Origin of the sequence: Rathayibacter sp. AY1F8 (assembly GCF_002932165.1) — a bacterium.
Lineage (GTDB): Bacteria > Actinomycetota > Actinomycetes > Actinomycetales > Microbacteriaceae > Rathayibacter.
In genome coordinates, this window is the sequence record NZ_PSVB01000009.1 from 24,890 (window position 1) to 46,269 (window position 21,380).

Here is a 21,380-nt window from a genome sequence, read left to right on the forward strand (position 1 = left end):
TCCGCCTTGCGATCGACCCCACCAGGCCCCGCCGACCGCCCACCAGGACACGCTTTGAGGACGGCTCCGCTTCGCGGTCGCCGCGGGGGCCTCCGCATCGCGGTCGGGTCTGGCCGGGCTCCGCTTCGCGATCGGGTACCGGGTGGGCTCCGCTTCGCGGTCGGGTCCGGGTGGGGTCCGCCTCGCGGTGGGGTCCGGGTGGGCTGCGCTTCGCGGGAGGGTCGGGGGGACGGCGGCCGACCGGTCATGCTGATCGAGTAGCGAGCAGCGCGCGTATCGAGATCCCATGGCGCGAACGTGGAGCGAGTCGGTCGAGTTTCCGCAGATGGACGCGCAGGGGGGGGGGGGCGGTGCCTGCTGGTCGAGTAGTGCGCGGAGCGGGCGTGTCGCGCACAGGGGGCATGGACAGGCTGCGGGCGGATCCGTGCCTGTCGAGTGGCGGTGGTGGACGTCGGGGGCGACGGCGGACGGGTCAGACGGCGGTGACGACGTCGATGAGGTGGGGGGCGAAAGGGGCGTCGAGGGCGAGGACGACGCGGGTGCGGGCGTCGAAGGGGTGGACGCCGCGGTAGATGCCGCGGAGGTCGGCGACGGTCTGGCCGCGGCCGGGGCCGTGGGTGGCGTCGACAGTGACGTGGACGCGCGGAACGGAGGTGAGGGCGACGGCGTCGACGGCGATCGCGGCGGCCATGGGGTCGTGCATGGCAGCGGTGCGCTCGCCGAAGTGGCCGACGTAGAAGTCGAAGTAGAAGTCGAGCGCCTGCCCGATGGCCTGCGCGAGGGGATCGGGCGACGCGAGCAGGACGGCGCGGTCCTCCTCCGTCAGCAGGTGCCGCATGGTCACGTCCAGGGGCACGAGCGTCAGATCCCAGTCGGCCGCGACGACCTCGGCGGCGGCCGCAGGGTCGTGCCAGATGTTGGCCTCCGCCACGGCGGTCACGTTGCCGGGGACCAGCGCGGCTCCGCCCATCACGGTCACCGAGTGGACGAGGGACGCGATCTCCGGGTGCGCACGGAGGGCGAGCGCGAGATTCGTCAGCGGGCCGATCGCGACCAGCCGCAGCTCGCCCTCGTGCTCACGAGCGAGACGGAGGAGGAGGTCGGCCGGATCCTCGTCGACCGGCTCGCCGCCCTCGGGCAGCGCGACCCCGCCGATGCCGTCGTCGCCGTGCACGTGCGGAGATCCGCCGGCGTAGTCCTCCTCGAGGAAGTGGTGCGCCCCCACGGCGACCGGCACGTCGTCGCGGCCGGCCAGCGCGAGCAGGCCGAGGCTGTTGACGGCGGCCCGGCGGGCGTCGGTGTTGCCGCTGACCGTGCTGATCCCGACGAGGCGGGCCCGGGGCGAGCGGAGGAGGTACGCCAGAGCGAGCGAGTCGTCGATGCCGGTGTCGCAGTCGAGGAAGACGGGGACGGTCGATGCGCTCACGGTGCTCCGATGCTCGAGGGTGGGGGACGCGTCGGGCACCGGCGGCCGACGCTCCCATTCTGCCGCTCCTCCGACGCGGCGCCCGCCGCCGACGATCAGAGCAGCGCGTAGGAGTCGCGGAGCCGCGCCCGCCACCAGGCGAGCCGCTCCGGTGACACGGCGTGACGGGAGAGGAGCTCCTCCGAGACCTCCACGCGGCCGACGGAGATCCCGCCGTCCACCGGCCGCAGCGGCCGCTCCGTGACGTCCGCGGCGAGGAGGGACGCGGTGCCGAGTCCGCAGTCGAAGGGCAGCTCGGGGAGCGCCGCGGCCAGGGCGGCGCCCATGGCGAGTCCGACCGAGCTGTCGATCGCGCTCGAGACCACCGCCGGCAGCCCCGCCTCGGCGACGAGGGCCAGCGCCCGGCGCGTCCCGCCGAGCGGCTGGGCCTTCACGACCAGCAGGTCCGCGGCTCCGGCCCGGGCGACGGCGAGTGGATCGGCGGCCTTGCGGACGCTCTCGTCGGCGGCGATCGGGATGCCCATGTACTTCACCCGGTAGCGCAGCTCCGCCAGCTCGTCGACGCTCGCGCACGGCTGCTCGACGTACTCGAGGTCGGACTCCGCGAGGGCGTGGACGGCGTGCTCGGCCTCGTCGAGGTTCCAGCCGCCGTTCGCGTCCACGCGGATCCGGCCCTCCGGACCGAGCAGGCGGCGGACCTCGACGACCCGGGCCACGTCGTCGGCCAGCGTCTGGCCGCGCTCGGCGACCTTCACCTTCGCCGTGCGGCAGCCGTGGTAGCTCGCGAGCACGGCGGCGACCTCGTGCGGTGCGACGGCCGGGATGGTCGCGTTCACCGGGATGCGGTCGCGAAGCGGTGCCGGCTGCTCGCTCCAGCCGTAGTCGATCGCCGCCCGGAGCCACGCCGCCGACTCCTCCGCGCCGTACTCGAGGAAGGGCGAGAACTCGGTCCAGCCCTCGGGGCCGCGCACGAGCGCGATCTCGCGGTGGTCCACACCGCGGAAGCGGGTGCGCAGCGGCAGAGCGACGACGCGGAGTCCCGCGTCGATCTCGCCGAGGGAGGGGAGCGGGGAGGCGGGCACGACGTCGTCCATCCGGCCATTGTCCACCGGCCGGGGCGACGCGGCGGCCACCCGGGCGCAGGAGGTCGGCGACGCGCGCGCAAGCCCCCGGGGTCCCTCCTCCGAGCGCCCGCCGAGGTGCCAGACTGACGAGGCTGCCGTTGGAGTCCGGAGGAGTGCGATGAGCCAGATGCCGATGAGCCCGCCGCCCGCGCCCGCCCCGGGCCCGACGCAGGGCTCCGTCCCCTCCCGCCGCCCGCTCGGCAGGGGCGCCTGGATCGCGCTGGGCACGAGCCTCCTCGTGGGCGTCGTCTACACCGGCGTGCTCGGCACGCTCGTCGCCGTCGGAGTGGGCGGCGCGCTCGACTCCGCCGCCGGCAGCGCGTCGACGAGCGCTCCGTCCGAGCCGTTCGGCGACCCGACGGACGACCCGTTCGGCAGCGGGGACCCGTCCGATCCGCTCTACGACTACCCCGGCTACCAGGACGGCGACGCCGCGACGATCCTCGGCCAGCCGTCCGCGGAGGACGTGCGCGCGAGTGCCGAGCAGGCCGTCGCGGCCGTCGAGGGCGCCGTCCCCGAGGAGTGGACCTCGGCCGACGACGAGTACTACGAGCAGTCGCAGAACGCCTACGGCGGTCCCTCCCTTCTGTACGACTACATCTCGGCGACCGAGTACGCCGCCGCCGACGTCTCGACCGACGCCGACAGGCAGGCGGCGGTCGACCGCTTCACCGCAGCGCTCTCGCCCCTCGGCTTCGACGACGTCGAGGTGGCCGACACCCCCGAGGAGTGGTCGGAGGCGGGCTACGAGCTCGACGGCGACCTCTCGGACGAGGAGGCGTCGGCCGCGCTCTGGATCGTCACCGCGCGCTCCTCCGCCGACCTCGTGCCCGCGATCGAGATGGGCCTCGTCGACCTCGACGCCGATCCGACCGGCCTGGTCGCCGACATGCTGGACGGAGTCGGCCTCTCGCCGGACCCGCAGGGCGCGTTCCTCGCCGGGTACGCGAACGGGGTCCTGCAGGACGAGGACCGCGGCGAGTTCACCGACCGCCTCGAGGAGTACGGCGGAGTCGCCGCGACCTGACCGGGCGCTACAAGCAAGCCCGTCCGCCCGCAAGCCCGAATCGGCGCACCGCCCGCGCCCTACGGTGAGGGGATGGCTGCACCCCGCTCGACCAGGCCCCTGCGCGACTACGCCGCGATCGGAGACGGTCGCACGGTCGCCCTGATCGCGAAGGACGGCAGCGTCGACTGGATGCCCGTCCCGGACCTCGGCTCCACCCCCGCCTTCGCCGCCCTGATCGACGCCGAGTCCGGCGGCTGCGTCGAGCTCGCCCCCGAGGAGCCCGCCGAGGTCTCGCGCGCCTACATCCGCGACACGAACGTCCTCGAGACCACCTTCACCACCGAGTCGGGCACCGTCCGCGTGACGGACGCGCTCGTCACCGGGATCGCGGGCCGCCTCCCGTGGGCCGAGCTCGCGCGCCGCGTGGACGGTGTCGACGGCGAGGTGCGGATGCGCTGGGCCGTGCGTCCCGGAACGGGACTCGGCCGGTTCTCCCCGTGGATCCAGAACGCCGACGGCCGCTCGCTCATCCGCGCCGGAGACATCACCATCGGCGTCACCGGGCAGGAGCACGGGCCCGACGGCGACGACGCGCCCTCCGGCGCCGGCGACGAGCTGACGGGCTCCTTCGTCGTGACCGCGGGGAAGGACGCCGTGCGGCACGTCCTGGTCGTGTCGGCCACGCACGACGAGCCGCTGCACTTCCCGGTCGCGAAGAACGTCGACCGCGGCATCGACCGCACCATCCGCAGCTGGCAGGACTGGTCGGAGGAGTTCTCCTACGACGGCCCGTGGTCCGAGGCCGTCCAGCGCAGCGCCCTCGCGCTCAAGCTGCTGATCTACTCGCCCACAGGAGCCATCGCCGCGGCCGCGACCACGTCGCTCCCGGAGTCGCCCAACGGCGGCAAGAACTGGGACTACCGCTTCGCCTGGGTGCGCGACGCCGCGTACACGATGCACGCGCTGGTGCGCTTCGGCCTGCGCGAGGAGACGCACGCCGCGCTGTCCTGGCTCCTCCGCACGATCAAGGAGCACGGACCGGATCTGCACATCTTCTACGGACTCGACGGCTCCATGCCGACCGTCCTGGAGGAGTTCGACGTCCCGGGCTACGCCGGCATCGGCCCGGTCGTCGCCGGCAACGCAGCGCAGAGCCAGCTGCAGCTGGGCGTCTTCGGCGACCTCTTCGACATCTGCCGCATCTACGTCGACGAGGGCAACGTCCTCGACATCCAGACCGGTCGGCTCCTCGCCCGCGTCGCCGACACCACCTGCGACCTGTGGCGGAACCGCGATGCGGGCATGTGGGAGCTGGAGGAGGAGCAGCACTACACCTCCTCGAAGATGGGCTGCTGGCAGGCGCTCGACGCGGCCGTGCACCTGGCGGAGCTCGGCCAGGTCGCGGGCAGCCCCGACCGCTGGCGCTTCGAGCGCGACCGCATCCGCGAGTGGATCGAGGAGCACTGCTGGTCCGAGGAGCTCGGCTCCTACGTGATGTACCCGGGCAGCGAGGAGCTGGACGCCTCGGTGCTCCTGCACGCGCCCAGCGGCTACGAGCGCGGTGAGCGGATGATCTCCACCATCGACGCCCTGGTGAAGGAACTCGGCCGCGGCGCGCTGCTGTTCCGCTACTCCGGCATGGAGGGCGAGGAGCACCCGTTCGTGGCCTGCTCGTTCTGGCTCGCCTCCGCCCTGGCCTGCGTCGGTCGGCACGACGAGTCGGTCGCCCTGATGGACGAGCTCGTCGCCACGGTCCCGAACGACGTCGGGATCATGTCCGAGATGATCGCGGTCGACGACCTGGCCTTCTGGGGCAACCTGCCGCAGGGGCTCAGCCACCTCGCGTTGATCAACGCGGCCATCACCATCGAGGAGCTGGCGCCGGAGAAGGTCGGCCGCGCGTAACCCCGCCGACTGCGTCCGCGCAACCCGTTGAGGGCCGGCTCCGAGGGGCGTAGACCGGTACCACCCCCTCGCACCGCACCCACAAGGAGCACCTCAGCATGGATCTCGGGATCACCGACCGCACCGCCCTCGTCACCGGAGGCGACTCCGGCATCGGCCTGGCCACGGCGCAGCTCCTCCTCGCCGAGGGCGCGACCGTCGTGATCACCGACAAGGACCAGGCGGAGCTGGACCGGGCCGCGGCCGGGCTCGACGCTCCGGAGGGCCGCCTGCACGCCTTCGCCGCCGACGTCACCAGCACGGAGCAGCTCGCCGAGCTGCACCGCCGCGTGGCCGGAGCGGTCGGCGCGATCGACATCCTCGTGCAGTGCGCCGGAGTCACGGGGGCGCAGGGCCTGTTCCACGAGATCGACGACGAGGGCTGGACCAGCACGCTCGAGGTCGACCTGCTCGGGCCTGTGCGGCTCGTGCGCGAGTTCCTCCCCGACCTCCGCACCGGAGGCTGGGGCCGGCTCGTGCTCACCGCCTCCGAGGACGCCGTGCAGCCCTACGACGACGAACTGCCCTACTGCGCCGCGAAGGCGGGCGTCCTCGCCTTCGCCAAGGGCCTCTCGCGCTCCTACGCGCAGGAGGGCCTGCTCGTGAACACGGTCTCGCCCGCGTTCATCCGCACTCCGATGACCGACGGGATGATGTCCAAGCGCGCCGAGCAGAGGGGCACCTCGGTCGACGAGGCGATCTCGTCCTTCCTCGACGAGGAGCGCCCGTACATGGAGCTGAAGCGCCGGGGCGAGGCCGAGGAGGTCGCAGCCGTGATCGCCTTCCTCTGCTCCGACCGCGCCTCGTTCGTGAACGGCTCGAACTACCGCGTCGACGCCGGATCCGTCGCCACGATCTGATCCCCGCAACCACGGGCCCCGTCCAGCGCGCGCACCCCGCGCGTGCGGGCGCCGTCCAGCCGAAGAAGCCAGACTCGGGGCGGGACACCGCACCCGGCACTGCAAGAGAAAGGAACGGTCCATGACCACCACCCTCGAACGCCACGTCGAAGCCCCCGCGGGCTCCGGTGCCAAGACCAGCCGCCGTCAGAACGCCGAGAAGGGCTTCAAGGCCTCCAAGGAGCTGCTCGACAGCCTCCAGATCGTCCTCGTCGACCTGATCGAGCTCCACGTCCAGGGCAAGCAGGCCCACTGGAACGTCGTCGGCAAGAACTTCCGCGACCTCCACCTGCAGCTCGACGAGATCATCGAGGCCGCGCGCGAGTTCAGCGACGACATCGCCGAGCGCATGCGCGCCCTCCACGGGATCCCGGACGGCCGCAGCGACACCGTCGCCGCGACCACCACCCTCCCCGAGTACCCGCACGGCGAGATCGACACGGCCGAGACCGTCGACCTGGTCACGATCCGCCTCGAGAACACCGCCGCCACCATGCGCGAGGTCCACGACCAGGTGGACGAGGAGGACCCGACCAGCGCGGATCTCCTCCACGCGATCATCCAGAGCCTCGAGCAGTACGCCTGGATGGTGTCGGCCGAGAACCGCACCACCTCCGCCGCCAAGTAGGGGCGAGCACCGGAAGGGGACTCCGCGTCAGCGGGGTCCCCTTCCGTCTGCCCGGGCGGTGTCGAGTCGCCGTGCAGTCCAGATCAGTAGGGTCGTGGCATGAGCACGCAGGTCTCCGAACTGTTCGACGCCCACCGCTGGGCGGCCGTCGACGGCTTCGACGCACTCGAGGACATCACCTACCACCACGACCGCTCCGGCCGCATCGCGCGCGTCGCGTTCGACCGGCCCGAGGTCCGCAACGCGTTCCGGCCGCGCACGGTCGACGAGCTGTTCCGCGCCCTCGAGGACGCCCGGACGAACCCGCGCATCGGCGTCGTCATCCTCACCGGCAACGGCCCGAGCCCGCGCGACGGAGGCTGGGCGTTCTGCTCGGGAGGAGACCAGCGGATCCGCGGCCGCGACGGCTACCGGTACTCCGACGGCGAGACCGCCGAGGGCATCGACTCCGCGCGGAACGGCCGCCTGCACATCCTCGAGGTGCAGCGCCTCATCCGCTTCATGCCGAAGGTCGTCATCGCGGCCGTCCCCGGCTGGGCCGCAGGAGGCGGGCACTCGCTCCACGTGGTCTGCGACCTCACCCTCGCCTCCGCCGAGCACGGGCGCTTCAAGCAGACGGACGCCGACGTCGGCTCCTTCGACGCGGGCTACGGCTCCGCGTACTTCGCCCGCCAGATCGGGCAGAAGGCCGCGCGCGAGGTGTTCTTCCTCGCGCGGGAGTACTCCGCGCAGCGCGCCTACGAGATGGGCGCCGTGAACGCGGTCGTCCCGCACGCCGAGCTCGAGACGACCGCGGTGGAGTGGGCCGAGACGATCCTCACCAAGTCGCCCACGGCCATCCGGATGCTGAAGTACGCGTTCAACGCCGTGGACGACGGCCTCGTGGGCCAGCAGCTCTTCGCGGGCGAGACCACGCGCCTCGCCTACGGCACCGACGAGGCCGTCGAGGGACGCGACTCCTTCCTCGAGAAGCGCGAGCCCGACTGGTCGCCGTTCCCGTGGCAGTTCTGAGCCGGAGGGCACGCAGGTGACCCGCCCGCTCGCCGGTGTCGACGCGACGGTCGAGGCCGTCCTCCTCGCTCTTCGCGCGGCCCTGGACGGCAGCGGCCCGGCGATCCGCGTCTCCGCCCCCGGCGCTGCGACCGCCTCCGAGGATGCCGTCGTGCCGCAGCGCGTCGCCGCCGTCGTCGAGACCTCGGGCTCGTCGGGGCCGCCCAAGCGGGTCGCGCTCTCGACAGCGGCCCTGCTCACCAGCGCCTCCACGACCCTCGCCGAGCTCGGCGGGCCGGGACGCTGGCTGCTCTGCCTGCCGACGCACTACGTCGCGGGACTGCAGGTGCTCGTCCGCTCGCTGACCGCGGAGGCCGACCCGGTCGTCCTCCCGGCCGGCGGCTTCGACGCGGCGGCCTTCCTCGCTCTCGCTCGGACGATGCCGGCGGGGGAGCGGCGGTACTCCTCGCTGGTCCCCGTGCAGCTCGCGCGGCTGCTGGACCTCGCCGAGCGCGATCCGGCCGCGGCCGAGGCGCTCCGCTCGTTCGACGCGCTCCTGATCGGCGGCCAGGCGACGCCGCAGCCGTTGCGGGACCGCGCCGCCGCCCTCGGTGCGCGCATCCGCCTGACCTACGGATCGAGCGAGACGTCCGGCGGCTGCGTCTACGACGGCGTCCCGCTCCACGACGTGCGGATGCGCGTCGAGGACGGGCAGGTGCTGCTCGGCGGCCCGACCCTCGCGGAGGGCTACCTCGACGCCGACGGCGCGATCGACCACGAGCGCAGCGCCTCCGCCTTCCTCGAGCTCGACGGGGAGCGCTGGTACCGCACGGGCGACGCGGGGTCGATCGTCGACGGGCGCCTCCGGGTGACCGGTCGGCTCGACCGCGTGATCGTGTCGGGCGGGGAGAAGGTGTCGCTCGACGCCGTCGAGGCCGTGCTCCGCGAGGGGCCCGTCCCCGACGCGGTCGTCGTGCGGCGGGCGGACGAGCAGTGGGGCGAGGTCCCGGTCGTCGTCACGGCGGAGGAGGCTCCCGCGCTCACCGGCCTGCGCACCCTGATCGCCGACCGCCTCGGGCGCGCCGCCGCTCCCGCGGCCGTGCTGCCGGTCGGCCGCATCCCCCTCCTCGCCTCCGGGAAGCCCGACCGCCGCGCCCTCGAGGTGCTCGCCGAGCAGGCCTGACCGGCTCCGAGCGTCGACGGGCCGGTGGGTAGGATTCCCTCCGTGTCGAGTACGAGTCGCAAGAAGAAGTCCTCCAGCGGCCGCCCCGGGGGCAGCCCGCGAGCGGTCGTCGTGAAGCCCGCCGGTCCCCGCGAGTGGATCGCCGGCGCCCGCCTCCGCACCCTCCCGCTGGCCGTCGCCCCCGTGCTCATCGGCACCGGAGCGACCCAGGTCGTCGACGAGGGCTGGCACTGGGTGCGCGCCCTGCTCTGCCTGGCCGTCTCGCTCGCCCTGCAGATCGCCGTCAACTACGCCAACGACTACTCCGACGGCGTGCGCGGCACCGACGCCAACCGCGTCGGACCCTCGCGGCTGACCGGCTCCGGAGCGGCGAAGCCCCGCCAGGTGCTCACCGTCGCCCTGGTCTTCTTCGGGATCGCGGCCGTCGCCGGCCTCGTGCTCACCGCCCTCTCGGGGCAGTGGTGGTTCCTGATCGTCGGCGCGGCGGCGATCGCGGCCGGGTGGTTCTACACCGGCGGACGCCGCCCCTACGGCTACCTCGGGCTCGGCGAGCTCTTCGTCTTCGTGTTCTTCGGCCTGGTCGCCACCGTCGGCACCACGTTCGTGCAGATCGGCCGCACCAACCAGGAGTCGTGGCTCGGCGCCGTGGCGGCGGGCCTGTTCGCCTGCGCCGTGCTCATGGTCAACAACATCCGCGACATCCCGACCGACCGCCTCTCGGGCAAGCGGACCCTCGCGGTCCTCGCGGGACCGGCCGTGTCCCGCGCGATCTACACGGGCTTCGTACTGATCCCGTTCGGCATCGCGGTGATCCTCGCGCTGTTCTACCCGCTGGCATGGCTGACGCTCTTCGTGCTTCTGATGATCCTGCCGGCCATCCTGATCACCCTGACGGCGAAGACGGCGAAGGAGCTCATCCTGGCGCTGCAGTTGACCAGCCTGGGCGGGCTCGCCTACGCGGTCATCCTCGGGGCGGCGCTGGCGTTCTAGAGCGGCGGCTCGCACCAGGCGGGCTCGGGTGGGCCGGATTCGGGTGAGATCGGCTGTTGCGGGCCGGGCCTGGTGCGAGCGGGGTCAGCGCGTCAGAGGGGAGGCCTCGCCGGCGGGAGCGCCCGGCTCAGCGGTCGTCGCGGGTCGCGTCGACCGCGGCGTCCTCGACGTCGTCGTCGGTCGGGGCGCGCGGGACGTCCTTGCGGCGCTCGTAGATCGCCTCCGCGATGCGCTCGCGGGGCTTCCTCAGCAGGATGTAGGAGAGGGACAGGCTCGCGATCGCGGCGACGAAGCCCGCGGTGACCGCTGCCGTCAGCTCCGAGTCGACGAAGGTGCGCGCCGGCAGGTACACCAGCACGAAGACGCCGGCGAACATCGCCAGGCGCAGGAGCGAGTAGACGACGACCGCGCGGCTCAGTTTCACCGGGACAGTGTACGTCGGCCCCTGCACGCGCTTCCGTGAGCACCGTGGGAGCCTCCTGTCCAGCGTCCGTGCGGACCCTCCCCGACGGGGGTGCCGGACGTAGACTCGTGTCCATGATCCGCCTCGTCATCGGCCTGCTCGTGGCCCTCGCCGTCTTCACGGTCTACACCGTGATCGACGTCGCGATGAGCAACCGTCACGCCGTGCGGGCGATCCCGAAGTGGTCCTGGCTCCTGGTGGTGCTGATCCTCCCGGTCATCGGTGCGGGACTGTGGTTCTGGATCGGCCGCCCTCGCAAGCAGCGCGCCGCCGGCCGCCGCTACACCGCTCCGGACGACGACCCCGACTTCCTCGGCACCCTCCGCACCGAGCGCGACCCCGAGGAGGAGCGCCTGCAGGCCGAGCGCATCGCCCAGCTCGAGCGCGACCTCGCCGAGATGGACGAGCAGGGCGAGGCCGACGGCCCCGGCCGCCGGGATGCCTGAGCACCGGCCGGTCGCCCCCTCCACCCGATTCGCGGTCGACCTCCTCACCCGCTTCGTCGCGCTCGGCGTCCGCGACGTCGTCGTCGCTCCGGGCTCCCGCTCGCAGGCGCTCGCCCTGGTGGCGGCCGAGCTCGAGACCCGCGGCGACATCCGGCTGCACGTGCGGATCGACGAGCGCTCCGCGGGGTTCCTGGCGCTGGGCCTCGCCCTCGAATCCCGGATGCCGGCGCTCGTGATCACGACCTCCGGCACGGCGACCGCGAACCTGCACCCGGCAGTGCTCGAGGCGGACGCCTCGGACGTGCCGATGATCGTCCTGACCGCCGACCGGCCCGACGAGCTGCGCGGCATCCGCTCGAACCAGACGGCCGAGCAGCGCGAGCTGTACGGGCGTGCCGTGCGGCTGTTCGAGGATGTCGCTGCTCCGGACGACGCCTCCCTGCCCGAGGACGCGCGGGCGCTCGCCGATCGTGCCGTCACCGCGGCGCGCCGCGGGCCGGTCCATCTGAACCTCTCCTTCCGCGACCCGCTCTCCTCCGCTCTGCCCGACATGGAGCGGATCGGACCGGTCTCGTCGCCCGCTGTCGGATCCGGGATCCCGCGTGCCGTCGTGACCGCCGGTCCCGGTGAGCCGCTCACGGTCGTCATCGCCGGGGACAAGGCGGGCGCCGCGGCCGAGGAGATCGCTCGCGCCGGCGACTGGCCGCTGCTGGCCGAGGTCTCCTCCGGCGCCCGCTTCGGACCGCAGCTCGTCGTCGCCTGGCGGCGCCTGCTCGGCGAGCCCGACTTCGGCGGACGCATCCGCCGGGCGATCGTGCTCGGACACCCGACGCTCTCCCGCGAGGTCCCCGAACTGCTGCGCCGCGAGGACGTCGAGGTGATCGTCGTGGACGCCGTGCGCGATCAGTTCTACAACCCCGGCCGGCGCGCCCGCCGCGTCGGAGGCGTCGACGTGGTCCGCCCCGAGGGGTCGCCGCGTCCTGAGCGCGGCGAGCGCGCCTGGGCCGGATCCTGGGTGTTCGCGAGCCGCGCCCTGACGGTCGACCCCGACGAGCTGGACGAGGTCCCCGACGCGGGGTCGATGTCGGTCGAGGACCGCCGCGGCTACGCGCGCAACGCCCTCGCCGCGATCAGGGCACCGCTCACCCGCGACTTCGTCGTCGCCGCGGTCTGGAAGGTCACCTGGCCGCACGACCGGCTGCTGTTCGGAGCGTCGCGGCTGATCCGCGTCGCCGACGGGACCCTGCCGGGCAAGCGGATATCCGTCCTGGCGAACCGCGGCCTCGCCGGCATCGACGGCACGATCTCGACGGCTCTCGGGATCGCGGTGGCTTCGCAGGCGACCGAGCAGGGAGCCGGCGGAGTCACCCGGGCGGTCCTCGGCGATCTCACTCTGCTCCACGAGGCCGGCGGCCTCCTCCTCCCGCCCGGAGAGCGACGCCCGCGCGTGCAGCTCGTCGTCGTGAACGACGGGGGCGGCACGATCTTCGACGGACTCGAGGTCGCGTCGAGCTCGCATCCTGATGCGTTCGACCGCGTGCAGTTCACCCCGCAGAACGCCGATCTGGAGGCTCTCGCGCGCGCCTACGGGTGGGGCCACCGTCGTGCGGCGACGCGCGGCGAGCTGGAGCAGGCGCTGACTTCGCCGGGTGACGGGCCGGGCATCGTGGAGATCCGGCTCGAGCGCTGAGTCCGCACGGGTCCGGTCGGTCGGTCCTCCACAGGTCGTCGTCGGACGCTGTTCTCCCGGGGACGCCTCGTTCGAGCTCCGCAGCTCGTCTGCTGCTGCTTCGCTGGAGGCATGGCTGATGCGGAGACGGTGCGAGGAGAGGTCCTCGCCCTCGGCGACCGGGCGGCGGCGCTCGCGAGGAGCGCCTCCCCGGTGCTCCTGACCGCGGCGGAGGCGCTGCACGCGGGACACCGCGCGGCGCTGACCTGTCCCGACGCGTTCGCCCGAGGCTCCTCGACGGACAGCAAGGATGCGACGGACCTCGTCGAACGGTCGATCCGAGCGGAGTTCGCCGTCGCCCTCGGGGTCTCCGAGCGCACCGCCGCCAGGGAGCTGCTGCACGCCTCGCTCCTGATGGAGGAGCTGCCGCGGACCCGCTCCGCGCTCGCCGACGCCAGGATGCGCTGGGAGGCCGGCCAGCTCGTCTGCTCCGTCGCGGCGACCCTCCCGGCAGCGGCGCGCGCGGCCTACGACGACCGGGCCGTCGACCTCGCGGAGACGCTGACCCCGGGGCAGCTGCGCCACGCCCTCGCGCGGGTGCGGGAGGAGCTGCACGACGAGCCCCTCGCCGAGCGGCACGCTCGCGCCCGCGAGGACCGCCGGGTGTGGATGACAGCCGGGATCGACGGCATGGCGACGGTGTGCGCGCACGTCCCCGCGCCCGAGGCCGTCGGAGCGCTCGCCCGACTCGACCGCATCGCGAGGGATCTGCGGGACGGCGCCGAAGGGGACCGCGATCTGCGGACGCTGGCGCAGCTCCGCGCCGACGCGTGGGCCGACCTGCTCTGCCACGGGGACGTGGCGGGGACCACTCCGGAGGGAGCCGCGGCGCCCTCGACCGGGCTGCGGGCCGAGGTGAGAGTCACCGTGGCGGCGAGCACCGCCGCAGGTGACGACGAGGCGGCCGCCGAGCTCGACGGCTACGGGCCGATCCCCGCCGAGGCGGTGCGAGCGCTCATCGACGACGACGCCGCCTTCACTCCCGTGCTGACCGACGAGGAGACCGGCGCGGTCGTCTCCGTCGGGCGCCGCCACCGCCTCCCGCCGCCGAGGATGAGGCTGCTGGTCCGCCTCCGCGACCAGACCTGCCGCTTCCCGGGCTGCACCCGGCCGGCGTCCTCGACGGAGACCGACCACAGCGTCGAATGGCGGAACGGGGGAGAGACGACTCCCGACAACCTCGCCTCCCTGTGCGTCGCCCACCACCACGTGCGCCACGGCGACCGCTGGACGTATCTGCTCCATCCGGACGGCACAGCGGACTGGACCACACCGACCGGCCGCCGGGTGACGACCAGACCGCCGGCGCTGCCCGGGCGTCCGCCGGTGGGCGCAGGACGACGGCCGGGGGTTCCCCGGCTCGACGGGGACCGGGCGGGGTAAGCGGCGGGTAGCCGACGGCTTCAACGATTCCCGACGTGCGTCAGGCCAGAGCGTCGGTGATCGGGCGGAACTTCATGCGGGTCTCGGCGAGCTCGGACTCGGGAACGCTGTCGGCCACGATGCCGGCGCCCGCCCAGGCCGTGACCGCGCCCTCGGCCGTGACCTCGGCGCTACGGAGTCCGACGGCCCACTCGCCGTCGCCGTTGCCGTCGATCCAGCCGACGGGTCCTGCGTACCGACCGCGGTCGAAGGGCTCCAGGTGCTCGATGAGCGCAAGGGCGTCGGCGGTCGGAGTGCCGGCCACTGCCGCGGTCGGGTGAAGAGCATCGACGAGATCGAGCGCGCTGGAGGAGTCGCCCAGAATTCCTCGCACGTCCGTCGCGAGGTGCCAGAGATTCGGCAGGCGGAGCGTGAACGGGGCGGCGCCCGCCGTCAGCTCCCGTGTGTGGGGCTCGAGTTCCCGGACCAGACTGGCGAGAGCGAAAGCGTGCTCCGAGCGGTCCTTCGGACTCTCGAGCAGAGCGGCCTCCACGTCCGCGTCGGCGAGGGGATCCTCGCCTCGTGCGGCCGTGCCGGCCAACACCCTCGCCGAGATCTCGCCCCGATCGACCGCGACCAGCGTCTCCGGACTGGCGCCGAGGAATCCGTCCACGGCGAAGCCCCAGCAGTCCGGGTACCGCTCGGTGAGCGCACCCAGCATCCGACGCAGGTCCGCCCCCGGCGGGAGCCGCCCCTGCAGATCGCGCGCGATCACGACCTTGGACAGCTCACCCGCCCGGATCGTCTCCACCGCGGCAGCGACCGCCGCGCGGTACCCGTCCGGCGGCAGCGCACCCGGCGAGAGCGGCACGTGGTACTCCGCCCCCAGCGGCTCCTCGCCCGGCGTATCCGGTCCCTCCGCCTCGCCGATCGTGATCCGCGTCAGCCATGACCGGCCGTCGCGCGTCCCGATCACGGTGCGCGGCACGATCAGCACGCTCGTCGCCTCGGATCGGCTCGAGAAAGCGAAGGTCCCGAACGCGACCAGCCCCGTCCCGGGTAGTCCGACCCGGTCCTCCACCGTCGCCGCGTCGCAAAGCCGACGCCAGGCCGCCGCGGCATCCCGCAGCCGTTCCGGGCCCGAGAACTCGAGGCGCAGGGCCTCGCCGCGTCCGCTGAGCCCGGCGCCGTCGCGCTGCCAGAGGAGGGGCCGCCTCGGGTCGGAGTGGGAGAGGAGCGACTGCGGAGAGTCGAGTGGAGTCGTCTCCGCACGCAGCAGGGGGGTTCCAGCGCCGATGAGCGTCACCTCAGCAGGGTACGCCCGCGCCAGAAGGTGGGACGCCCCATGCCGCAGGGCTCGGGGCGGAGGGCTCCGTTGCTACCGTGATCCGGTCCGGGGCCGCCGCGCGAGGCGGAGCGGGGCGGTCCCGGCGCTTCCCCAGGGGGGAGCGCGCCGACCGGCGCGGGACGGCGGATGCACAGCCGCCGTCCCGCGTCTCGCCGTAGACTTGCGGATCGTGACGAAGGCAGACCTCACCAAACGGCCCGACGAGGTCGCCTCGATGTTCGACACCGTGGCTCCCGCTTACGACCTGGTGAACGGACTCCTCTCGGTGGGGAACGACCGGCTCTGGCGGATCGCGACCACTCGCGCCGTCAACCCTGCTCCCGGTGAGCGCATTCTCGACATCGCGGCCGGCACCGGAACGTCGAGCGCGTCGCTGGCGCGGTCGGGCGCCCAGGTCGTCGCAGCCGACTTCTCCCCGGGGATGATCGCCGTCGGCCGTCGCCGTCAGGCGGGCAACGACCGGATCGAGTTCGTCCAGGCCGACGCGATGGACCTCCCGTTCGAGGACGAGTCGTTCGACGCCGTGACCATCTCGTTCGGTCTGCGCAACGTGGCCGAGCCGAGGACGGCGCTCGCCGAGTTCCTGCGTGTGCTGAAGCCCGGCGGCCGGGTCGTGATCTGCGAGTTCTCGACTCCGCCGATCGCTCCGCTGGCCGCCGCGTACGACTTCTACCTGTCGACGGTCATGCCCGCCGTCGTGCGCCTCGCGTCGTCGAACAATCCTGCGTACGACTATCTCGGCGATTCCATCCGGGCCTGGCCGGAGCAGAGCGTCGTCGCCGCCTGGCTCCGCGCGGCGGGCTTCGAGCGCGTGGCCTACCGCGATCTGACCGCTGGCATCGTGGCGCTGCACCGCGGCGTCAAGCCGATCGCGGCGACCCGATGACGACCGGGGTCCGCACAGGCCGAGACGTTAGGGTTTCCCTGTGAACGCCACTGCGCCCGTCGCCCGTCGCAGCCCGTCTCTGACGGCGCAGCTCGGCCTCTCCGAGCGCATCTTCTCCTCCTCGTCGGACCGGGCTCTCGCCCGCGCGATCGACGCGGGTCTGGAGCAGGTCGAGGAGGGTCTCGTCCGGCAGCTGTCCTTCGCGGACGCTGTGGCCGATGTCTCCACCCGGTACCTCCTCGAGGCGGGCGGCAAGCGTGTGCGCCCGATGCTCACCCTCCTGGCCGCGTCGCTGGGCCGCGGCAACACGCCGCAGGTCCTGCTCGGTGCGCAGGCGATCGAGATCACGCATCTCGCATCGCTCTACCACGACGACGTCATGGACGAGGCGGAGAAGCGCCGCGGCGTCCCGTCGGCGCAGACCGTGTGGGGCAACAACGTGGCCATCCTGACGGGCGATCTGCTCTTCGCCCGCGCGAACCAGCTGATGGTCGAGCTCGGCGACAAGGCGATCCGGCTCCAGGCCGACACGTTCGAGCGGCTCGTCCTCGGGCAGCTGCACGAGACGGTCGGCCCGACCGACGGCGAGGACCCGGTCGAGCACTACCTGTCCGTCCTGGCCGACAAGACCGGGTCCCTGATCGCCGCGGCGGGCCGCACGGGAGTCGCGTTCTCGGAGGCTCCGGAGGAGTACGAGGAGGCCATGCGCGTCTTCGGCGAGAAGATCGGCGTAGCCTTCCAGATCGTCGACGACGTCATCGACCTCTCTCCCCAGCCGGAGGAGACCGGCAAGAACCCCGGCACGGACATCCGCGCCGGCGTGTCGACGCTGCCGATCCTGCGCCTGCGCGAGCGCGCCTCCTCCGATAGGGAGGCCGCGGCTCTCCTCGCCCGCATCGAGAGCTATGTGAGCCGCTCGAACGACGCCATCGCGCACACGGAGGAGCAGAGCGCCGACATCTCGGACGCCATCGCTCAGCTGCGCGATCACGACGTCACCGCGCAGACCCTCGCCGAGGCCCATCGGTGGGCCGACGAGGCCGTCGCCGCCCTCGCTCCGCTGCCCGACGGCTCCGTCCGCAAGGCGCTGACGCGTTTCGCCGACACCGTCGTCGAGCGCAACGGCTGACCCCGATCGTCGCGGCGCGCCCTGCGCCGCAGGAATGAGACCGGTTGTGCGCTGCGGCGCCCCGGCAGGAGGAACGCAATGACCAAGCTCAGGCTGGCCATCGTCGGCGCGGGTCCCGCGGGCATCTACGCCGCCGACCTCATGATCAAGGCCGAGAAGAAGTACGACGTCTCGATCGATCTGTTCGAGCACCTGCCCGCGCCCTACGGCCTGGTCCGCTACGGCGTCGCGCCCGATCACCCGCGCATCAAGGGGATCATCACCGCGCTGCGGGAGGTGCTCGACCGGGGCGACATCCGCATCTTCGGCAACGTGCACTTCGGGACCGACATCACGCTCGAGGATCTCAAGCGGCACTACCACGCCGTGATCTTCGCGACCGGCGCCGTCCGCGACGCTCCGCTCGACGTCCCGGGTGTCGAGCTCCAGGGCTCCTACGGTGCGGCCGACTTCGTCAGCTGGTTCGACGGCCACCCCGACGTGTCGCGCACCTGGCCGCTGGAGGCGTCCTCCGTCGCCGTCATCGGCAACGGCAACGTGGCGCTCGACGTCTCGCGGATGCTGGCGAAGCACGCCGAGGACCTCCTGCCCACCGAGGTCCCGCCGAACGTCTACGAGGGGCTGAAGGCTTCTCCCGTCACCGACGTGCACGTCTTCGGGCGCCGCGGTCCCGCTCAGGTGAAGTTCACGCCGCTGGAGCTGCGCGAGCTGGGCGAGCTGCGCGACGTCGACATGATCGTCGCCGACGAGGACTTCGACCTCGATCCCGCTTCGGAGGCCGCCATCGCGACCAACAAGCAGGTCATGGTCATCAACCGGGTGCTCAACCAGTGGCGCACCCGTGAGGTCGGGAGCGCCTCGCGTCGTCTCCACCTGCACTTCTGGGCGAAGCCGCTCGAGTTCGTGGACGACGGATCCGGTCGGGTCGGCGCGATCCGGTACGAGCGCACCGAGCCGGACGGCGAGGGCGGCGTGCGCGGCACGGGTGAGATCCGCGAGGTCCCGGTCCAGGCCGTGTACCGCGCGGTCGGCTACTTCGGCTCGCCGCTCGACGGCCTCCCGTTCGACGAGATGCGCGGCGTGATCCCGAACCGCGAGGGCCAGGTCCTGGACGACGAGGACCAGCAGGTCCACGGCGTGTACGCGACCGGCTGGATCAAGCGCGGACCGGTGGGCCTCATCGGGCACACCAAGTCCGACGCCATGGAGACCGTCGCGCACGTGCTCAACGACCAGGCGTCCTGGTGGACGCCCGAGCACCCCGAGGAGGCGGCCGTGGTCGCCCTGCTCGAGGAGCGGGACATCGCCTACACGGATCTCGACGGCTGGCACCGGCTGGACGAGCACGAGATGGCGCTCGGCGAGCCCGAGGGCCGTGCGCGCGTGAAGGTCGTTCCTCGCGAGGACATGATCGCGATATCGCGGGCGGAGCCGGTCGCGCTCTGACGCGTGCTCTCCGAACGGCCCTCCGGTGCACTCCGGGGGGCCGTTCGTCGTTCCGGCGCGGACGCCGCGCACCTCCTCTAGGATTCGGGCACCGCTCTGGACGGAGACAGCATGACCACGGCCTCGCCCCACGACGTCATCCGGGTGCGCGGTGCGCGCCAGAACAACCTCCGGGGGATCGACGTCGACATCCCCAAGCGGAGGATCACCGTGTTCACCGGGGTCTCGGGCTCCGGCAAGTCGTCGCTCGTCTTCGGCACCATCGCGGCCGAGTCCCAGCGCCTCATCAACGAGACCTACTCCGCCTTCGTGCAGCAGTTCATGGGGTCGCCGGCCCGCCCGGACGTGGAGTCGCTCGACGGACTGTCGGCCACGATCGTCGTCGATCAGGAGCGGATGGGGTCGAACGGCCGGTCCACGGTCGGCACGGCGACCGACGCGTACACGATGCTGCGGATCCTCTTCAGCCGGATCGGCGATCCGCACGCGGGCACGAGCGGTGCGTTCTCCTTCAACCTGCCGGAGGGGATGTGCCCGCGGTGCGAGGGGACGGGCCGGGTGTCGAGCATCGACCTCGACGCGCTGATCGACCGCTCGAAGTCGCTCGAGGGCGGCGCTCTCGACGCGATCCCCAACTTCGTCGTCGGCGGCTGGTACTGGAAGGGCCTCGCCGAGTCGGGCCTCTATCCGGCCGATGTGCCGATCGCCGATTTCACGCCCGAGCAGATGGACGCGTTCCTCCACCGTCCGGCCACGAAGATGGCCATCGCCGGGATGACGATGACCTACGAGGGCCTCCTGGTGAAGGTCACCCGCCTCTACCTGGCGAAGGAGGCGGCGCAGCCGCACATCCGCGCCTTCGCCGAGCGGGTGGCCACCTTCGCCGCCTGTCCCGAGTGCGGAGGCGGCCGGCTCACCCGCGCGGCACTGGAGTCGCGCATCGGGGGCCGGAACATCGCCGAGTGCGCCGCGCTGCAGGCGACCGACCTCGCCGCGTGGCTCCGCGGGCTGCAGGCGCCGTCCGTCGCTCCTATCGTCGAGACCCTCCTCGGGACGCTCGACGCCCTCGTCCAGGTCGGGCTGGGCTACCTGTCGCTCGATCGGGAGTCGGGCACCCTCTCGGGCGGTGAGGCGCAGCGGGTCAAGATGGTGCGGCATCTGGGATCGAGCCTCACGGACGTCACGTACGTCTTCGACGAGCCGACGGCGGGTCTGCATCCGCACGACGTCTCGCGGATGATCGAGCTGCTGCGCCGCCTGCGGGACAAGGGCAACACCGTCCTGGTGGTCGAGCACAAGCCGGAGATCATCGAGATCGCCGATCACGTGGTCGACCTCGGTCCGAGGGCCGGTGCGCACGGCGGCGAGCTGAGGTTCGAGGGGACGGTGGCGCAGCTGCGCACGTCGGACACCCTGACGGGCCGTCATCTCGGTCACCGCGTCCCGCTGAAGGAGGCCGTGCGCCGTCCGACCGGGGCGGTGGAGATCCGCGGGGCCTCCACGCACAACCTCCGCGGCGTCGACGTGGACGTCCCGCTGGGCGTGCTGACCGTCGTCACCGGAGTCGCAGGGTCGGGGAAGTCGTCGCTCCTGCACGGCTCGCTCGCGGGTCGGCCCGGCGTGGTGGTGGCCGACCAGTCGCCGATCCGCGGCTCGCGGCGCAGCAATCCGGCGACCTACACCGGGGTCCTCGACGCGATCCGGGCGGCCTTCGCGAAGGCGAACGGTGTGAGACCGGCGCTCTTCAGCGCGAACTCGGCAGGCGCCTGCCCCGTCTGCAAGGGGGCCGGGATGATCTTCACCGAGCTGGGCCCCGCCGCGACGGTCTCGTCGGTCTGCGAGGAGTGCGACGGCAAGCGGTTCACCGCTGAGGTGCTCGAGTACCGCCTCCGCGGGAGGAACATCCACGAGGTGCTCTCGATGCCGATCGTCGACGCCGCGGAGTTCTTCGCGAGCGGACCGGCGCACACGGTGCTCGCCCGCCTCGTCGACGTCGGTCTCGGCTACCTCACGCTCGGACAGCCGTTGAACACGCTGTCCGGGGGCGAGCGTCAGCGCCTCAAGCTCGCGATCAACATGGCCTCGTCCGGATCCGTCTACCTGCTCGACGAGCCGACCACGGGCCTGCACCTCGCGGACGTCGACACGCTGCTCGGACTGCTCGACCGGCTGGTCGACTCCGGGAACTCGGTCGTGGTGATCGAGCACCACCGCGCCCTGATGGCGCACGCGGACTGGATCATCGACGTGGGGCCCGGAGCTGGGCACGACGGAGGGACGATCGTCTTCGAGGGGACTCCGGTCGGGCTCGCGGCGGCGGACACGCTGACCGGACGCGCCCTCGCCGAGTACGCGCGCTGATGCGTCCGCAGCCGCGA

Annotated in this window: 18 protein-coding genes; 14 read left to right on the forward strand and 4 right to left on the reverse strand. The window is 72.7% G+C overall.

Features of this window, described 5'->3' with window-relative positions; all coding sequences use genetic code 11:
* Positions 1–472: 472 nt before the first annotated feature.
* Both C5C35_RS08575 and C5C35_RS08580 read right to left on the reverse strand, forming a co-directional pair.
* A complete protein-coding gene (locus C5C35_RS08575; protein WP_104262986.1) occupies positions 473–1,426 on the reverse strand; it encodes a nucleoside hydrolase in 954 nt (317 codons plus the stop codon).
* Between the two features lie 95 nt (positions 1,427–1,521).
* Positions 1,522–2,520 (reverse strand): o-succinylbenzoate synthase, encoded by a 999-nt coding sequence (locus tag C5C35_RS08580; protein ID WP_104262953.1) that lies wholly within the window; start codon positions 2,518–2,520, stop codon positions 1,522–1,524.
* Positions 2,521–2,668: 148 nt separating this feature from the next.
* Between C5C35_RS08580 and C5C35_RS08585 the strand changes: the two genes are divergently transcribed.
* From C5C35_RS08585 to C5C35_RS08615, 7 genes are all read left to right on the forward strand, one after another.
* Positions 2,669–3,577 (forward strand): hypothetical protein, encoded by a 909-nt coding sequence (locus C5C35_RS08585; protein ID WP_104262954.1) that lies wholly within the window; start codon positions 2,669–2,671, stop codon positions 3,575–3,577.
* Positions 3,578–3,649: 72 nt separating this feature from the next.
* Positions 3,650–5,464, forward strand: a complete 1,815-nt coding sequence (locus tag C5C35_RS08590; protein ID WP_104247930.1) for a glycoside hydrolase family 15 protein — start codon at positions 3,650–3,652, stop codon at positions 5,462–5,464.
* A gap of 98 nt (positions 5,465–5,562) precedes the next feature.
* Positions 5,563–6,363: an SDR family NAD(P)-dependent oxidoreductase gene (locus C5C35_RS08595; protein ID WP_104262955.1), complete on the forward strand. Its 801-nt coding sequence runs from the start codon at positions 5,563–5,565 to the stop codon at positions 6,361–6,363.
* Positions 6,364–6,484: 121 nt separating this feature from the next.
* Positions 6,485–7,030, forward strand: a complete 546-nt coding sequence (locus C5C35_RS08600) for a Dps family protein (RefSeq protein ID WP_104223596.1) — start codon at positions 6,485–6,487, stop codon at positions 7,028–7,030.
* A 99-nt stretch (positions 7,031–7,129) separates the two neighbouring features.
* Entirely contained in the window at positions 7,130–8,041 is a 912-nt protein-coding gene (locus C5C35_RS08605) for a 1,4-dihydroxy-2-naphthoyl-CoA synthase (protein WP_068255374.1), read from the forward strand.
* A gap of 16 nt (positions 8,042–8,057) precedes the next feature.
* Positions 8,058–9,203 carry an AMP-binding protein gene (locus tag C5C35_RS08610; protein ID WP_104262956.1) on the forward strand — a complete coding sequence of 382 codons (1,146 nt, stop codon included), beginning with the start codon at positions 8,058–8,060 and terminating at the stop codon, positions 9,201–9,203.
* A gap of 42 nt (positions 9,204–9,245) precedes the next feature.
* The gene (locus tag C5C35_RS08615) at positions 9,246–10,193 is read left to right on the forward strand and encodes a 1,4-dihydroxy-2-naphthoate polyprenyltransferase (RefSeq protein ID WP_374953116.1); all 948 of its coding nucleotides are present in this window, start codon (positions 9,246–9,248) and stop codon (positions 10,191–10,193) included.
* Between the two features lie 127 nt (positions 10,194–10,320).
* Here C5C35_RS08615 and C5C35_RS08620 read toward each other — a convergent pair whose 3' ends face one another.
* Positions 10,321–10,617, reverse strand: a complete 297-nt coding sequence (locus tag C5C35_RS08620; protein ID WP_104239140.1) for a DUF4229 domain-containing protein — start codon at positions 10,615–10,617, stop codon at positions 10,321–10,323.
* A 113-nt stretch (positions 10,618–10,730) separates the two neighbouring features.
* Here C5C35_RS08620 and C5C35_RS08625 point away from each other — a divergent pair, with 113 nt between their 5' ends.
* The 3 genes from C5C35_RS08625 (at position 10,731) to C5C35_RS08635 (ending at position 14,214) form a co-directional block, all read left to right on the forward strand.
* On the forward strand, positions 10,731–11,102 hold the full coding sequence (locus C5C35_RS08625) for a PLD nuclease N-terminal domain-containing protein (protein ID WP_104262987.1): 372 nt from the start codon (positions 10,731–10,733) through the stop codon (positions 11,100–11,102).
* Positions 11,095–12,792 (forward strand): 2-succinyl-5-enolpyruvyl-6-hydroxy-3-cyclohexene-1-carboxylic-acid synthase, encoded by a 1,698-nt coding sequence (gene menD, locus C5C35_RS08630; protein WP_104262957.1) that lies wholly within the window; start codon positions 11,095–11,097, stop codon positions 12,790–12,792. The genes C5C35_RS08625 and menD overlap by 8 nt, the downstream gene beginning before the upstream one ends.
* 111 nt (positions 12,793–12,903) lie before the next feature.
* A complete protein-coding gene (locus C5C35_RS08635; RefSeq protein ID WP_104225906.1) occupies positions 12,904–14,214 on the forward strand; it encodes an HNH endonuclease signature motif containing protein in 1,311 nt (436 codons plus the stop codon).
* A 40-nt stretch (positions 14,215–14,254) separates the two neighbouring features.
* Here C5C35_RS08635 and C5C35_RS08640 read toward each other — a convergent pair whose 3' ends face one another.
* The gene (locus tag C5C35_RS08640; protein ID WP_374953117.1) at positions 14,255–15,499 is read right to left on the reverse strand and encodes an isochorismate synthase MenF; all 1,245 of its coding nucleotides are present in this window, start codon (positions 15,497–15,499) and stop codon (positions 14,255–14,257) included.
* A gap of 211 nt (positions 15,500–15,710) precedes the next feature.
* On the opposite strand from C5C35_RS08640, the gene ubiE reads away from it, so the two are divergent.
* From ubiE to C5C35_RS08660, 4 genes are all read left to right on the forward strand, one after another.
* Positions 15,711–16,427 carry a bifunctional demethylmenaquinone methyltransferase/2-methoxy-6-polyprenyl-1,4-benzoquinol methylase UbiE gene (gene ubiE / locus C5C35_RS08645; protein ID WP_104226060.1) on the forward strand — a complete coding sequence of 239 codons (717 nt, stop codon included), beginning with the start codon at positions 15,711–15,713 and terminating at the stop codon, positions 16,425–16,427.
* A 40-nt stretch (positions 16,428–16,467) separates the two neighbouring features.
* Positions 16,468–17,556, forward strand: coding sequence for a polyprenyl synthetase family protein (locus C5C35_RS08650; protein WP_104225905.1), 1,089 nt, complete (start codon positions 16,468–16,470; stop codon positions 17,554–17,556).
* Positions 17,557–17,634: 78 nt separating this feature from the next.
* Positions 17,635–19,002, forward strand: coding sequence for an FAD-dependent oxidoreductase (locus C5C35_RS08655; RefSeq protein WP_104262958.1), 1,368 nt, complete (start codon positions 17,635–17,637; stop codon positions 19,000–19,002).
* A gap of 111 nt (positions 19,003–19,113) precedes the next feature.
* Complete coding sequence (locus C5C35_RS08660) at positions 19,114–21,363, forward strand: excinuclease ABC subunit UvrA (protein WP_104262959.1); 2,250 nt, start codon at positions 19,114–19,116, stop codon at positions 21,361–21,363.
* The last annotated feature ends 17 nt before the right edge of the window (positions 21,364–21,380 follow it).